General features: G+C 62.1%; 14 protein-coding genes. 6 read left to right on the forward strand and 8 right to left on the reverse strand.

The annotated features are described in order from the left end of the window. Window positions 1–5: 5 nt before the first annotated feature. On the forward strand, window positions 6–2,240 hold the full coding sequence (gene glgB / locus LOY50_RS10510; RefSeq protein WP_018611388.1) for a 1,4-alpha-glucan branching protein GlgB: 2,235 nt from the start codon (window positions 6–8) through the stop codon (window positions 2,238–2,240). 274 nt (window positions 2,241–2,514) lie between these two features. Here glgB and gudD read toward each other — a convergent pair whose 3' ends face one another. From gudD to LOY50_RS10525, 3 genes are read right to left on the reverse strand one after another with little or no spacing between them, the layout of a single operon-like run. Beyond that, window positions 2,515–3,858, reverse strand: coding sequence for a glucarate dehydratase (gene gudD, locus LOY50_RS10515; RefSeq protein ID WP_253473251.1), 1,344 nt, complete (start codon window positions 3,856–3,858; stop codon window positions 2,515–2,517). A gap of 28 nt (window positions 3,859–3,886) precedes the next feature. Beyond that, a complete protein-coding gene (locus LOY50_RS10520; RefSeq protein ID WP_258690798.1) occupies window positions 3,887–5,233 on the reverse strand; it encodes an MFS transporter in 1,347 nt (448 codons plus the stop codon). Further along, on the reverse strand, window positions 5,230–5,610 hold the full coding sequence (locus LOY50_RS10525; protein ID WP_258690799.1) for a hypothetical protein: 381 nt from the start codon (window positions 5,608–5,610) through the stop codon (window positions 5,230–5,232). The genes LOY50_RS10520 and LOY50_RS10525 overlap by 4 nt, the downstream gene beginning before the upstream one ends. On the opposite strand from LOY50_RS10525, the gene LOY50_RS10530 reads away from it, so the two are divergent. Then, entirely contained in the window at window positions 5,572–6,282 is a 711-nt protein-coding gene (locus LOY50_RS10530) for a FadR/GntR family transcriptional regulator (RefSeq protein ID WP_253473259.1), read from the forward strand. The two genes, LOY50_RS10525 and LOY50_RS10530, sit on opposite strands and share 39 nt — an antisense overlap. Window positions 6,283–6,531: 249 nt before the next feature. Here the strand turns inward: LOY50_RS10530 and LOY50_RS10535 are convergent, their stop codons facing one another. Genes LOY50_RS10535 through LOY50_RS10545 form a run of 3 tightly spaced genes read right to left on the reverse strand, consistent with a single transcriptional unit; the run spans window position 6,532 to window position 9,124 of the window. Beyond that, window positions 6,532–7,713, reverse strand: a complete 1,182-nt coding sequence (locus LOY50_RS10535; protein WP_258690800.1) for an acetyl-CoA C-acetyltransferase — start codon at window positions 7,711–7,713, stop codon at window positions 6,532–6,534. 11 nt (window positions 7,714–7,724) lie between these two features. Further along, on the reverse strand, window positions 7,725–8,390 hold the full coding sequence (locus LOY50_RS10540; protein WP_003180355.1) for a CoA transferase subunit B: 666 nt from the start codon (window positions 8,388–8,390) through the stop codon (window positions 7,725–7,727). 35 nt (window positions 8,391–8,425) lie between these two features. Continuing rightward, on the reverse strand, window positions 8,426–9,124 hold the full coding sequence (locus LOY50_RS10545) for a CoA transferase subunit A (RefSeq protein ID WP_003200117.1): 699 nt from the start codon (window positions 9,122–9,124) through the stop codon (window positions 8,426–8,428). A gap of 251 nt (window positions 9,125–9,375) precedes the next feature. Between LOY50_RS10545 and LOY50_RS10550 the strand changes: the two genes are divergently transcribed. Continuing rightward, the gene (locus LOY50_RS10550; protein ID WP_258690801.1) at window positions 9,376–10,278 is read left to right on the forward strand and encodes a LysR family transcriptional regulator; all 903 of its coding nucleotides are present in this window, start codon (window positions 9,376–9,378) and stop codon (window positions 10,276–10,278) included. Between the two features lie 134 nt (window positions 10,279–10,412). On the opposite strand, the gene LOY50_RS10555 is transcribed toward LOY50_RS10550, so the two are convergent. Next, on the reverse strand, window positions 10,413–11,240 hold the full coding sequence (locus tag LOY50_RS10555) for an NAD-dependent protein deacetylase (RefSeq protein WP_253473268.1): 828 nt from the start codon (window positions 11,238–11,240) through the stop codon (window positions 10,413–10,415). A gap of 185 nt (window positions 11,241–11,425) precedes the next feature. Between LOY50_RS10555 and LOY50_RS10560 the strand changes: the two genes are divergently transcribed. The 3 genes from LOY50_RS10560 (at window position 11,426) to LOY50_RS10570 (ending at window position 13,669) form a co-directional block, all read left to right on the forward strand. Beyond that, window positions 11,426–11,698 (forward strand): hypothetical protein, encoded by a 273-nt coding sequence (locus LOY50_RS10560; RefSeq protein ID WP_214509051.1) that lies wholly within the window; start codon window positions 11,426–11,428, stop codon window positions 11,696–11,698. 358 nt (window positions 11,699–12,056) lie between these two features. Next, a complete protein-coding gene (locus tag LOY50_RS10565) occupies window positions 12,057–12,428 on the forward strand; it encodes a general stress protein (RefSeq protein ID WP_253473271.1) in 372 nt (123 codons plus the stop codon). A gap of 311 nt (window positions 12,429–12,739) precedes the next feature. Beyond that, window positions 12,740–13,669: a ZIP family metal transporter gene (locus LOY50_RS10570; RefSeq protein ID WP_258690802.1), complete on the forward strand. Its 930-nt coding sequence runs from the start codon at window positions 12,740–12,742 to the stop codon at window positions 13,667–13,669. A gap of 25 nt (window positions 13,670–13,694) precedes the next feature. Here the strand turns inward: LOY50_RS10570 and LOY50_RS10575 are convergent, their stop codons facing one another. Next, entirely contained in the window at window positions 13,695–14,102 is a 408-nt protein-coding gene (locus LOY50_RS10575) for a YkvA family protein (RefSeq protein ID WP_253473277.1), read from the reverse strand. Between the last annotated feature and the right edge of the window lie 53 nt (window positions 14,103–14,155).

Genomic DNA, 14,155 nt, shown 5'->3' on the forward strand with positions numbered 1-14,155 from the left:
GAATCATGAGTGTCTCGAACAAAGAACCACAGGGGCAGGCCAAAGAGTCGTTGCTGCCGGCGCCCCATGACATCGACGCGCTGGTGCGCGCCGAACACCACGACCCGTTTTCCATCCTGGGGCCTCATGGCGACGACGCCGGCGGCCAATTCATTCGCGCGTATCTGCCCGGTGCCCTGAGCGTGCATGTGCTGGCCCGCGATGGCGGCGAAGAGCTGGGGGAGCTGCAACCCACTGCAACCCCGGGGCTGTTCGTCGGCCATTTCGACCGCGCCCAGGCGTACTTGCTGCGCACCCGTTGGGCCGGCGGCGAGCAGGTAGCCGAAGACCCCTACAGCTTCGGTCCGTTGCTGGGGGAGATGGACCTTTACCTGTTTGGCGAGGGCAATCACCGCGATCTCAGTTCCTGCCTCGGCGCGCAGCTGACCACCGTCGATGGCATCGACGGCGTGCGGTTCGCGGTCTGGGCGCCGAACGCCCGGCGCGTTTCGGTGGTCGGGGATTTCAACGTCTGGGACGGGCGTCGGCATCCGATGCGCATCCGTTATCCGTCCGGCGTGTGGGAGATATTCGTCCCCAGGCTGGGTGCCGGTGAAGGTTACAAGTATGAAATCCTCGGTGCCCACGGCATCCTGCCGCTCAAGGCCGACCCAGTGGCCCTGGCCACGCAGATGCCGCCAGACACGGCGTCGAGAGTCGCCTCGCCCCTGAAGATCGAGTGGCAGGACGACGAGTGGATGCAGCACCGTCGCGAGCGCCAGCTCCCGGGTGCGCCGCTGTCGATCTACGAATTGCACGCCGGCTCCTGGCAGTGCGAAATCGACGAGGCGGGAGAGGTGGCCCGGCAATACAACTGGCATGAAATGGCCGAGCGGCTGATCCCGTATGTCAAGGACCTGGGCTTCACCCACATCGAGCTGATGCCGATCATGGAGCACCCGTTCGGCGGCTCCTGGGGCTATCAGCCGCTGTCGCAATTCGCGCCGACGGCACGCTTCGGCTCGCCGGACGATTTCGCGGCGTTCGTCAACGCCTGCCACCAGGCCAATATCGGCGTCATCCTCGACTGGGTGCCGGCGCATTTTCCCACCGACACCCACGGCCTGGCCCAGTTCGACGGTACTGCGCTGTACGAATACGGCAATCCGCTGGAAGGCTTCCACCAGGATTGGGACACGCTGATCTACAACCTGGGCCGCACCGAAGTGCACGGCTTCATGCTGGCGTCGGCGCTGCACTGGCTCAAGCATTTCCACGTCGATGGCCTGCGGGTGGATGCCGTGGCCTCGATGTTGTACCGCGACTATTCGCGCAAGGCCGGCGAGTGGGTACCCAACCGCCACGGCGGACGGGAAAACCTCGAAGCCATCGATTTCCTGCGGCACCTCAACGATGTGGTGGCGCTGGAAACCCCCGGTGCGCTGGTTATTGCCGAAGAATCCACGGCGTGGCCGGGTGTCAGCCAGAGCACCCAGCAGGGCGGCCTGGGTTTTGCCTACAAGTGGAACATGGGCTGGATGCACGATTCGCTGCACTACATCCAGCAAGACCCGGTGTACCGCGCTCATCACCACAACGAACTGAGTTTCGGCCTGGTGTATGCCTGGTCCGAGCGCTTCGTCCTGCCGATTTCCCATGACGAAGTGGTTCATGGCAAACGCTCGCTGATCGACAAGATGCCCGGTGACCGTTGGCAGAAATTCGCCAACCTGAGGGCCTACCTCAGCTTCATGTGGGGCCATCCCGGCAAGAAGCTGTTGTTCATGGGCTGTGAGTTCGGCCAATGGCGCGAGTGGAACCACGACCAGCAATTGGACTGGTATCTGCTGCAATACCCTGAGCACCGTGGCGTGCAGAAACTGGTGAGCGACCTGAACCGGCTGTATCGCGAAGAACCGGCGCTGCACGACCAGGATGATGCGCCCCAGGGTTTCCAGTGGTTGATTGGTGACGATGCGCTCAACAGCGTCTACGCCTGGCTGCGCTGGAGCAAGGAGGGCCGGCCGGTGCTGGTGGTCGCCAACTTCACACCGGTGCCGCGCGAGGCCTACCGGGTCGGCGTGCCGTTCGGCGGGCGCTGGGTCGAATTGCTCAACAGCGATGCCGACACCTATGCCGGCTCCAACTATGGCAATGGCGGCGGGGCCTCCACCGAAGAAGTGCCCAGCCATGGCCAGGCCCTGTCGCTGGAGCTCAACTTGCCGCCGTTGGCGGTATTGATCCTGCGGCCGGAGGGTTAACGTTCACCAGGCCCGACTGCCAAAGGCTGAGCTGATAACTGAAGGGGAATGATGACTGTGGCGAGGGAGCAAGCTCCCTCGCCACAGGTATTTGTGGCGCTCATGAAATCAAAGGCCACCCCAGAACCAAATGTGGGAGCGAGCTTGCTCGCGATAGCGGAGTGTCAGTCGACATCAATGTGGCTGACCCACTGCAATCGCGAGCAAGCTCGCTCCCACAAGAAGTCATGGATGACTTCAATTTCATGGGCTCCCACAGGGGGAATTGCTCGCTTCAGCGAACCAGGCACGGCCGCTTGTTGTTGAACGTCCAGCCCGGAATCAGGAACTGCATCGCCACCGCATCGTCCCGCGCGCCAAGGCCCATGCCCTTGTACAACTCATGGGCCTTGGCCAGTTGGTCGGTGTCCAGCTCAATCCCCAACCCCGGTTTTTTCGGTACCTGCACGCAACCGCCCTGGATCTGCAACGGCGCCTTGGTCAGCCGCTGGCCGTCCTGCCAGATCCAATGGGTGTCGATGGCCGTGATGTCGCCCGGTGCGGCGGCGGCCACGTGGGTGAACATCGCCAGGGAAATGTCGAAGTGGTTGTTGGAGTGCGAGCCCCAGGTCAGGCCCCATTCATTGCACATCTGCGCCACCCGTACCGAGCCCTGCATGGTCCAGAAGTGCGGATCGGCCAGGGGAATGTCCACGGACTGCAAGGTGATGGCGTGGCCCATCTCGCGCCAGTCGGTGGCGATCATGTTGGTGGCGGTCTTCAGGCCCGTGGCGCGGCGGAACTCGGCCATGACCTCGCGGCCCGAATAGCCGTTCTCGGCACCGCACGGGTCTTCGGCATAGGCCAGCACCTTGTGCTGGTCGCGGCACAAACGCACCGCTTCCTTGAGCGACCAGGCGCCGTTCGGGTCCAGGGTGATGCGTGCCTGGGGAAAGCGCTCGGCCAGCGCCGTGACCGCTTCGATCTCCGCGTCGCCTTGCAGTACACCGCCCTTGAGCTTGAAGTCCTGGAAGCCATAGCGGGCGTGGGCGGCCTCGGCCAGGCGGACCACGGCGTCGGCGTCCAGGGCTTGCTCATGGCGTACGCGGAACCAGTCGTTGTCGGCGTCCGGCTCGCTGCGGTAGGGCAGGTCGGTCTGCTGGCGATCGCCGACGTAAAACAGATAGCCGAGCATCTTCACTTCATCGCGTTGCTGGCCTTCGCCAAGCAGCGCCGCGACCGGTACGTCCAGGTGTTGGCCGAGCAGGTCCAGCAGTGCCGCTTCCAGGCCGGTCACCGCGTGGATGGTGATGCGCAGGTCGAAAGTCTGCAGGCCACGGCCGCCGGCATCGCGGTCGGCAAAGGCGTGGCGCACGGTGTTGAGGATCTTCTGGTACGTGCCGATGGGGCTGCCGACCACCAGGGAACGGGCGTCTTCGAGGGTCTGGCGAATGCGCTCGCCACCGGGTACTTCGCCCACGCCGGTGTGGCCGGCGTTGTCCTTGAGGATGACGATGTTGCGGGTGAAGAACGGGCCATGGGCGCCGCTGAGGTTCAGCAACATGCCGTCATGGCCCGCCACGGGCACGATCTGCATGCTGGTGATGATCGGGGCTTTGCTGGTTTCTGGGGTGCTCATCTGTACTTATCCTTGAACAATCGAATGATCAGACGTGGCTGGCGGCCGGGTCGGCTGGGGGTGTCACGGCTTTGGGCTTGGGCGTGTTGCGCGCGGCAAACACGATGATCGCGGCAATGATCGAGGTGGCCGCCAAGCCATAGAGGCCGCCCTGGATCGAGCCGGTGTTCTGTTCCAGCAGGCCGAACGTGGTTGGGGCGACGAACCCGCCGAGGTTGCCCACCGAGTTGATCAGGGCAATCACCCCGGCGGCGATCCGGGCGTCCAGGTAAGCCTGGGGAATCGGCCAGAACAGCGACGATGCGGATTTGAAACCCAGGGCCGCGAAACAGATGGCGACGAAGGCGAAGATCGGTCCGCCGGTGGTGGACATGAACATCCCGGCTGCCGCGATCAACAGGGCCGTGGCGACCCAGGCCTGCTGGAATTTCCACTTGGCCGACAGCGAGGCGAAGGCGTACATGCCGACGATCGACAGCAACCACGGGATCGAGTTGAACAGCCCGACCTGGATGTCGCTCAGTTCGCCCATTTTCTTGATGATGCTCGGCAGCCAGAACGTGGCGGCATAGATCGTCAATTGGATGAAGAAGTAGATCAGGCAAAACAGGATGATCTGGCGGTCCTTGAGCAGCTGGCCGATGGACAGTTTGATCGGCGAGGCGGCTTCCCGTGCGCGCTGTTCGTCATCGATGGTCTGGACCAGCACATCTTGTTCTTCGCGGCTCAACCATTTGGCGTCGTGGGGCTTGGAGTCCAGCCAGAACCAGACGAAGACGCACAGGCTGACGGAAAACATCCCTTCGATGAAGTACATCCACTGCCAGCCATGCATGCCCAGGCCGTTGATTTGCAGCAGTAGCCCCGACAGCGGGCCGGAGATCAGCGACGCGATGGCTGAACCGCTGAGGAAGATGGCGATGGCTTTGCCGCGTTCGACACCCGGCAGCCAGCGGGTGAAGTAGTAGATCACCCCAGGGAAGAAACCGGCTTCGGCCACGCCCAGCAGGAAGCGCAGGATGTAGAAGTGGGTTTCGTTCTGGATGAAGGCCATGCCCGCGGCCACCAGGCCCCAGGTGAGCATGATGCGCGTCAGCCAGATGCGCGCGCCGATTTTTTGCAAGAGGATGTTGGACGGGACTTCGAACAGCGCATAGCCGATGAAGAACAGGCCGGCACCAAAGCCATAGGCCGCGGCACCGATGCCCAGGTCGTGCTCCATATGGGCGCGCACGAAGCCGATGTTCACACGGTCGATGTAGTTGACGATAAACATGATGACGAACAGCGGCAGGATGTGGCGCTTGACCTTGGCAATGGCCGACAGCAGCACCGGATCCGCTCCGGCATTCGCCTTGAGGCTGGATGTGTTCACTGGTTTTTCTCCCACTCGTTATTTTTATGCGGGGCATCGTGCAGGTGCCGATGTTGATAGACATCATACAACTTGATTTTTTTGAGTGACAAGACATTTTTTAGCGTGATTGGATGGGCGGTTAGACTTTTTAGTGCCGTATTTATTGGGCGATATTGAGGTGTTTGATTGTGTGCAGGGTGGGCGGTGCGGTAGGGGTCGAGGCTTTCTGGACGTTGATTTTCGAAGTTAATCGCCAGATATGGTGTGTTGTCATACAAGTTTGGCGTTCTGTAATGCGCACTCTCAAGCCTGCCGGTGGTAGGATCGATCAGGCCTGTTTTCGAGGAACCCTGGCGATGCAAGACACCGAAGCGCCGCTGCGCAAGCGTACCCATAACCTGGCCCATGATTTGGTGGCGAAGCTGAGCCAGAGCATCTTGCTGGGGCAGTTGAAACCCGGGGAAAAACTGCCATCGGAAGGTGCCATCGTTCGCGAGCATGGCGTCAGCCGGACCGTGGTGCGCGAGGCGATTTCCAAGTTGCAGGCTTCGGGGCTGGTGGAGACCCGCCACGGCATCGGCACCTTTGTGCTGGCTCAAACCGGCGAGCCGGGGTTGCGGCTCAATGTCGACACTGCGGCGGGTGTGCGGGCAATCCTGGAGCTGCGCCTGGGCCTGGAAACCCAGGCGGTGGCCTTGGCGGCCCGGCGTCGTAGCGAACACCAGTTGCAGCAGATGCGCCAGGCGCTGGATGACTATCAGCGGTTGTCCAGCAATAACGACAGCTGTGTCGAGGCCGACCGGCGCTTCCATCTGCTCATCGCCGAGGCCACGGACAATGCCTGTTTTGTCGAAATCATGCAGCACCTGGGCAGTGCGATGATCCCCAGGACCCGAGTGAACGTGGCCGAACGCGGCCAGGCGGACCTGGGCAAGCTGGCACAACTGGCCAACCTCGAGCATGAGGCGATCTTCAATGCCATCAAGCGCCAGGACCCGGACGCCGCCCGCGCCGCCATGTGGCTGCACCTGACCAACAGTCGCGACCGGTTTGGTGCAGGTTCCTGACGGCTCATCGTCGCCTGACCCACCGCCATCGCGAGCAAGCTCGCTCCCACAATGGATCTGTGGTGGGCAGCGGATCTGTGAACACCCAGGCCCTCCTGTGGGAGCGAGCTTGCTCGCGATGAGGCCGGTAGGCCATGCTCAAAACCAGCAGGCAAAAAAAACCGGCGCAACCGAGGTTGCGCCGGTGGTGGTGCCAGTGGTTGTGCGGATATTCGTGGGTCCGCGCAACCACTGTTGAACTTGTGTCGGTTATGCCCGTTCCAGCGCCAGGGCCACGCCTTGGCCGCCGCCGATGCACAGTGTCGCGAGGCCTTTCTTGGCGTCGCGCTTGATCATTTCATGCAGCAGCGACACCAGGACTCGGCACCCCGATGCGCCGATAGGGTGGCCCAGGGCGATGGCGCCGCCGTTGACGTTGACCTTGTCCATGTCCCATTTCAGTTCCCGGGCCACGGCCAGCGATTGGGCGGCGAAGGCTTCGTTGGCTTCGACCAGGTCCAGTTGATCCAGCGACCAGCCGGCCTTGTCCAGGCAGCGGCGGGTGGCCGAGACCGGGCCAATGCCCATGATGGCAGGGTCGACGCCGGCATTGGCGTAGGCACTGATTTTCGCCAGCACGGGCAGGCCCAGGGCCTTGGCTTTTTCCGCGCTCATCAGGATCACCGCAGCGGCGCCATCGTTGAGCGAGGACGCATTGCCCGCGGTGACGCTGCCGTCCTTCTTGAAGGCAGGCTTGAGCGTGCCCAGGGATTCGGCGGTGGTACCGGTGCGCGGTTGTTCGTCGGTGGCGAACGCCACGGGATCGCCTTTGCGCTGGGGAATCAGGATCGGCGTGATCTCATCGGCGAACCGACCGCTCTCGATGGCGGCGACGGCCTTCTGTTGGGACGCGGCAGCGAAAGCGTCCTGCTCCTCGCGGCTGATGCCGTACTTGTCCACCAGGTTCTCGGCGGTGATGCCCATGTGGTAATCGTTGAAGGCGTCCCACAGGCCGTCGGTGATCATGCTGTCGATCATCTTCGCGTGGCCCATGCGCAGGCCGGTGCGGGCGGCCGGCAACACGTACGGGGCCAGGCTCATGTTCTCCATGCCGCCGGCGATGATGACGGCGGCGTCGCCACAGCGGATCGCCTGGGCGCCCAGGTGCAACGCCTTGAGTCCCGAACCGCAGACCTTGTTCAGCGTCAGCGCCGGCACCGCATGAGGCAGGCCGGCCAGGATCGCCGCCTGGCGCGCCGGGTTTTGCCCGGATCCGGCGGTCAGCACCTGGCCAAGAATCACTTCATCGACCTGTTCGCCCGACAAACCGGTCTGTTCCAGCAGGCGACGAATCACCGCGGCACCGAGTTCCGGCGCGGGAATGGCAGCCAGCGAACCCTGGAAACTGCCAATGGCGGTACGGGTAGCGGCGACAATCACGACTTCTTGCATCGAATCTCTCCTCACTGGGCAGCGAACTGCATTTCAGGCACGTGGTCCGGCACGATCAATTTGCCGGCGGTCTTGGCGACGATTTCCTCGACGCTGACGCCCGGGGCACGTTCTTTCAGGATGAAGGCGCCGTCCTGGATTTCCAGGTAGGCCAGGTCGGTCAGCACGCGCTTGATGCACCCGGCGCCGGTCAGCGGCAGGCTGCAACGGGGCAGCAGTTTAGACTCGCCATCCTTGGACGCATGGGTCATGGTGACGATGATGTTCTCGGCACCGGCCACCAGGTCCATCGCGCCGCCCATGCCCTTGACCAGCTTGCCGGGGATCATCCACGAGGCGATGTTGCCTTCGACGTCCACCTCGAACGCGCCCAGCACGGTCAGGTCGATATGGCCGCCACGGATCATGGCAAACGATTCGGCCGAAGAGAAGATCGACGCGCCGATGCGCGCGGTGACGGTCTGCTTGCCGGCGTTGATCATGTCGGCATCAACTTCGGCTTCGGTGGGAAACGCGCCCATGCCGAGCAGGCCGTTTTCCGATTGCAGCATGACTTCCATGCCTTCGGGAATGTAGTTGGCGACCAGGGTCGGAATGCCGATGCCCAGGTTCACGTAGTAGCCGTCCTGCATTTCGCGGGCGACGCGTTGAGCCATTTGTTCGCGGGAAAGTGCCATGTTGTTATTCCTTCATTCGGGCCGGGGGCAGGGGATCACTTACGCACGGTGCGCTGTTCGATGCGTTTTTCGAACGTGCCGCAAATGACCCGGTCGACGTAGATGCCAGGGGTGTGGATCTGCGTCGGGTCCAGCTCGCCGGGTTCGACGATTTCTTCGACTTCCACCACCGTGATCTTGCCCGCCGTGGCGGCCAGCGGATTGAAGTTCTGCGCGGTGTGGCGATAGATCACGTTGCCGAAATGGTCGGCCTTCCAGCCTTTGACGATGGCGAAGTCGCCGGTGATGGATTCTTCCATCAGGTACTGGCGGCCATGGAATTCACGCACTTCCTTGCCCTCGGCCACTGGAGTACCGACGCCGGTGGCGGTGAAGAACGCCGGGATGCCTGCGCCGCCGGCGCGCATTTTTTCCGCGAGGGTGCCTTGGGGGGTGAGTACGACTTCGATTTCGCCGCTGAGCAGCTGCTTCTCGAACAGGGCATTTTCGCCCACGTAGGAGGCGACCACCTTGCGGATCTGCCGGTCTTCCAGCAGTACGCCGAGGCCGAAGCCGTCGACGCCGCAGTTGTTGGACACGACGGTGAGGTCGCGGATGCCCTTGCGCTTGATCTCGGCGATCAGGTTTTCCGGGATACCGCACAGGCCGAAGCCGCCGGCGATGACGGTCATGCCGTCCTTCAAGCCTTCCAGCGCTTCTTCATAAGAACTCACGCGTTTGTCGAAACCTGCCATAGACACCTCTTTTATTCTTGATGGGGTCGCAATGGAATGCAGTGTTGCGCCAAGTCATATATTTGTTAAGTTGATTTTTAGGTTGGATTGATTGATAAAACTCAATAATTGCCTCCCACTGTAGGAGCTGTCGAGTGCAACGAGGCTGCGATCTTGCCAGAGACGCTTGAATCCCAAGCGAAAGATCAAAAGATCGTCCGAACGCGGCCCGAGCCTTCGGCAGCTCCTACGCAACCGGACACAGGACGCCCATGACCCTCAAGCAAATCCGCGCCTTCCTCGCCGTGGCCCAGAGCCTGAGCTTCGCCGTGGCCTGCGAGCGGCTGCATCTGTCCCAATCGGCCCTGAGCCTGACCATCAAGGCCTTGGAAGAAGGCCTCGGCGGTCGTTTGTTCAGCCGCAATACCCGTAACGTGGCGCTGACGCCCGAAGGCGAATCCTTGCTGCCACTGGCCCGACGGCTGATTGCCGACTGGGACAACGCCGAGGACGAAATGCGCCAGCGCTTCACCTTGCAGCGCGGTCGCGTGACGTTGGCGGCGATGCCGTCATTTGCCGGCAACCTGCTGCCGCCGATCCTCAAGACCTTCCGCGCCCGCTACCCGAATGTCAACGTTACGGTCAACGACGTGATCAACGAGCAGGTGCTGGAAATGGTGCGTGATCGTCATGTCGAATTGGGCGTGGCGTTCGAGCCGATGCAGGGGTCGTCATTGGCGTTCACGCCCTTGTATCTCGATCGCTTCGTCGCGGTGGTGCCGCTGGACTCACCGCTTGCCCAGCGCGACGAGATCCACTGGGAAACCTTGCTGGAACAGCCGTTCATCACGCTGCAACGGCCCTCCACCGTACGGGTGATGCTGGAAGAGCACCTGCAGGCCCGGGGCATGAAACTGCCTGTGGAGTTCGAGAGCCACCAGTTGGCGACCGTCGGGCGGATGGTCGCCAGCGGGCTGGGGGTGAGTGCCGTGCCGGCGCTGTGCGTCGGGCAGATGCATGAACTGGGTGCCCGCTGCATCACCTTGAGCGATCCGGTGATCGAACGGGCCATCGGGGTGCTGACCAAGCCGGGGTACGAACTGTCGGCGGCGGCGCAGGCGTTGTTCGATACGCTCAGGGATCAGGATTTGGGGGCGCAGTTGATACCGAAGTAACCACAATCCCCTGTGGGAGTGATGACCCTGTGGGAGCGAGCTTGCTCGCGATGGCGTCGGATCAGCCAGCAGTGATATTGACTGACCCACCGCCATCGCGAGCAAGCTCGCTCCCACAGGGAGATGGCGTGGTGTCAGATCAACAGTGGCAACAGTTGCTCACACGGCTCTTCAAGCTTGAGGTCCAGCAGCTCATCGGCCCGGGTCTTGCCCCGGTTGATCGCCAGCAGCGGCTTGCCCTGGTCCTTGATGGCCCGGCACAGGCGAAACGCCGAATACGCCATCAGCGACGAGCCCACCACCAGCAGGCCGTCCGCTTGCTCGACGGCTTGCACGGCGCGGGTCGCGGTGAGGGGGGCGACGTTCTCGCCGAAAAACACCACGTCGGGTTTCAACCGCTCGCCGCCGCAATGAGGGCAGCGGGGCACCTGGAAGCGCGCCTCGAAAGCCGGGTCGAGCAGGGTGTCGCCATCGGGCGCCTGCACCGCATCGACACCGGCCAGGTAAGGATTTTCGGTTTCCATCAACTGTTGAATCTGCTGTCGTTGGCTGCGCTGGCCGCAATCCAGGCACAGTACGCGATGCAGGCTGCCGTGCAGTTCGATGACGTCCTGGCTGCCGGCCTGGTCATGCAGCGTGTCGACATTCTGGGTAATCAGGCCGCTGATGCGTTGCCGTGCCTGCAACTCGGCCAAGGCCTCGTGAGCCGCGTTCGGCCTGGCCTGCCGCACGCGGGGCCAGCCCAGCATCGCCCGCGCCCAGTAGCGCCGTCGTGCCTCGGCCTGGGCGAGGAACTCCTGGTACATCATCGGCTGTCGACCCCGGCGCACACCGTCGCTGTCGCGGTAGTCGGGGATGCCCGAAGGGGTGCTGATGCCAGCGCCAGTGAGTACCAGGAAGCGGCGCCCGGCCAGGTACGCCTGCAACTGATCGAGCGGTTCGCGATGCAAATCGTCCGGCATGGGGGGGGCTCCGTGGGCCTGGATTCGTTGAGGGTAGCACTGTCGAGCACAAGGTCTACGTCACGCCTTTCGTCGCTCAGCGGCGCTGTTCTGCAAACTTTCCTTGCAGGAGGGGCCTCCACACTTATGTGTGAAAGAGCAATCGGGTTGTTTCGGTCGCTCTGAACCTGTCGCAGAGGAGGCTTATGAAGCAGACCATCGGTGAAGTACGGGCCATCAACAGACAGCGCGGATTGGTGGGTGTGTACGTGGGGCAGGAGCACGGCCATACCGTGCTCGCGCTGCGTTCGGCCAATGACATCGATATTGGCGACATCCTGGAATGGGACAGCGGCACGGCCTTGGGCACTCAGTCCTATCACAACCAGACCAAGGGCTGGACCGCCGATGTGTATGTGGCAAACCACGGTGTGGCGACGGCCAATCTTGAGGTCCAGTTGATGGTGGGCTCTTCCTGACGGAGCCTTCGAGACCGCTGCAACGGGTTGCTGGCGCGACCTGGCCCCCTGTGGGAGCGAGCTTGCTCGCGATAGCGTCGGATCAGCCTGTATTGATATTGACGGACACACCGCCATCGCGAGCAAGCTCGCTTCCACAGGATGTTGCTGGATGAAGTTTCGGTGTTCAGGGCGGCTAATCAATCACCGCCTGTTTAATAGCCTGTTGCAATAGAGGCCGAGGCAGCAGGGAAATAAATAACGACAGTGACCACTCGTCGCCGTTTGCAGATTTCTCTTAAAACCTTGGCGGCGCCATGTTTTCCGAATAAGACGAGTCAGCAAGGCTCGTTGACATCAACTAAACGAGGTGAATGAAATGGCTAACACAGGAAATAACAATCCTGGCAATTTCGCTAACGATCGTGAAAAGGCATCGGCAGCCGGGAAAAAGGGCGGCCATGCATCAGGTGGCAACTTCGCCAATAATCCTGAGCGTGCATCCGAGGCCGGGCGCAAGGGCGGGCAGGCATCGGGTGGTAATTTTGCCAACGACCCTGGGCGTGCCGCAGAAGCCGGCCGCAAAGGCGGGCAAGCCTCGGGTGGTAATTTTGCCAACGACCCTGAACGGGCGTCGGAAGCCGGCCGCAAAGGTGGCCAGGCCTCGGGCGGCAACTTTGCCAACGATCGGGAAAAAGCCTCCAAAGCGGGTAGAAAAGGCGGCGAAAACAGCCGTGTCGGCGATTCATAATGCCCGCTGACATGGCCAGCCCCGTGCCCATGGCATGGGGCCCATTGGTCTATATAGCGGATTTTGCCGAGTTTAAACTACAGCCGGGTTTTACAGCTTTTTCGCTTTATTCGTTAAAAAATACTAGCTAATTGGTGAGTTAATCACCGTTCGTCTCGTTTATTGAATAAAAGATAAATCATCCTTTTACTTCCTCCGACTATAAAAAGCGGCGAGGGCGGCGCTTCCTCGCCTGAATATTGCGTTTGATCGTCACCACCGTTTTGGAGCACGATCAGCCATGTTTTGGTCAACACCCGTAAGGACCTTCGATGGACCAGTCCACCTCCCGGAGTCGATCTTCCTGGCGCACCTGGCTCAACCCCGTGCAAGACAACTTGTTGCTGGGGGTGACGTTCTGGCTCGGGTTGGCGTTGGTGGCCGCGTTGTTGCTCTACAGTGGCTACAACGCCCTGGTTGGCGCCAATCGTCAAAACCTGGGCTATGCGGTGTTGGGCGGTACCTCGGGCTTTGCCGCCACCGCCCTGGGGGCGGTGATGGCGGTGGTGCTGCGCGATATCGCCTCGCGTACCCAGGACATCATGCTGGGTTTTGCCGCCGGCATGATGCTCGCCGCCAGTTCGTTCTCATTGATCCTGCCTGGGATCGAAGCGGCACAGCTCATCTGTGGCAATCAGTTGCTCGCCGCGTTTGTCGTCGTGCTTGGCTTGGGTCTGGGCGTGGCCCTGATGATCGGCCTGGACCGCTTCGTGCCGCACGAGCACGAACTCAGTGGCCGGCGTGGGCTCGAGGCCGAGCGCATCAATCGCGTCTGGCTGTTCGTGCTTGCCATCACCTTGCACAACTTGCCGGAGGGCATGGCCATCGGCGTCAGTTTTGCCGACGGCGACTTCAAGGTCGGCCTGCCCCTGACCACTGCCATCGCCATCCAGGACATCCCCGAAGGCCTGGCCATTGCCATGGCGCTGCGCGTCACCGGCATCAGCACCTTGCGTGCCGCGCTCATCGCGGTCGGCTCGGGGTTGATGGAGCCTCTGGGGGCGGTGATCGGCCTGGGCATGTCATCGGGCGTCGCCGTCGCGTACCCCATCAGCCTGGGGTTGGCGGCGGGGGCGATGATCTTCGTGGTCTCCCACGAAGTGATTCCCGAAACCCACCGCAACGGCCATGAAACACCGGCCACTCTGGGGCTGATGATGGGGTTTGCGGTGATGATGTTTCTCGACACGGCGCTGGGCTGAGCCCCCCGACACCGAATGCATGGTTTCAGCCGGTTTTGACGGGACCGCCGTAGAACATGAACCAGGCTCCTGCCAGTGCCGCTATCCAGGCCAGCACAATCAGCGCCGCCGCTAGCTTGTTCACCGGGCGCTGGCCATCGTTTTCCTGCCATTGCCGGGCCTTGGCTGCACATTCTGCGAGCACTGCGAGCGGCATCAGGCGAAGCGCCAACCAAATCCCCAGGGGCAACAAGATCACATCATCCAGATAACCCAATACCGGGATGAAATCCGGGATCAGGTCTATGGGGCTCAGGGCATACGCCACCACGATAATGGCGATCCATTTGGGCAGCCAGGGCGTCTGCGGATGGCGATAGCAGAACCACAGCGTCATGGTCTGGCGTTTCAGTGTCCTGGCCCATTGGCGAAGACGTTCAAGGAGCTTGGTCATCAAAGCCCTGCAAGGTCTGGGGTAGAGAAGGGTAACCGCAAACTGCGACGACA

The sequence above is a fragment of the Pseudomonas sp. B21-010 genome (assembly GCF_024749325.1).
In the GTDB taxonomy this organism is placed as follows: Bacteria; Pseudomonadota; Gammaproteobacteria; order Pseudomonadales; family Pseudomonadaceae; genus Aquipseudomonas; species Aquipseudomonas kilonensis.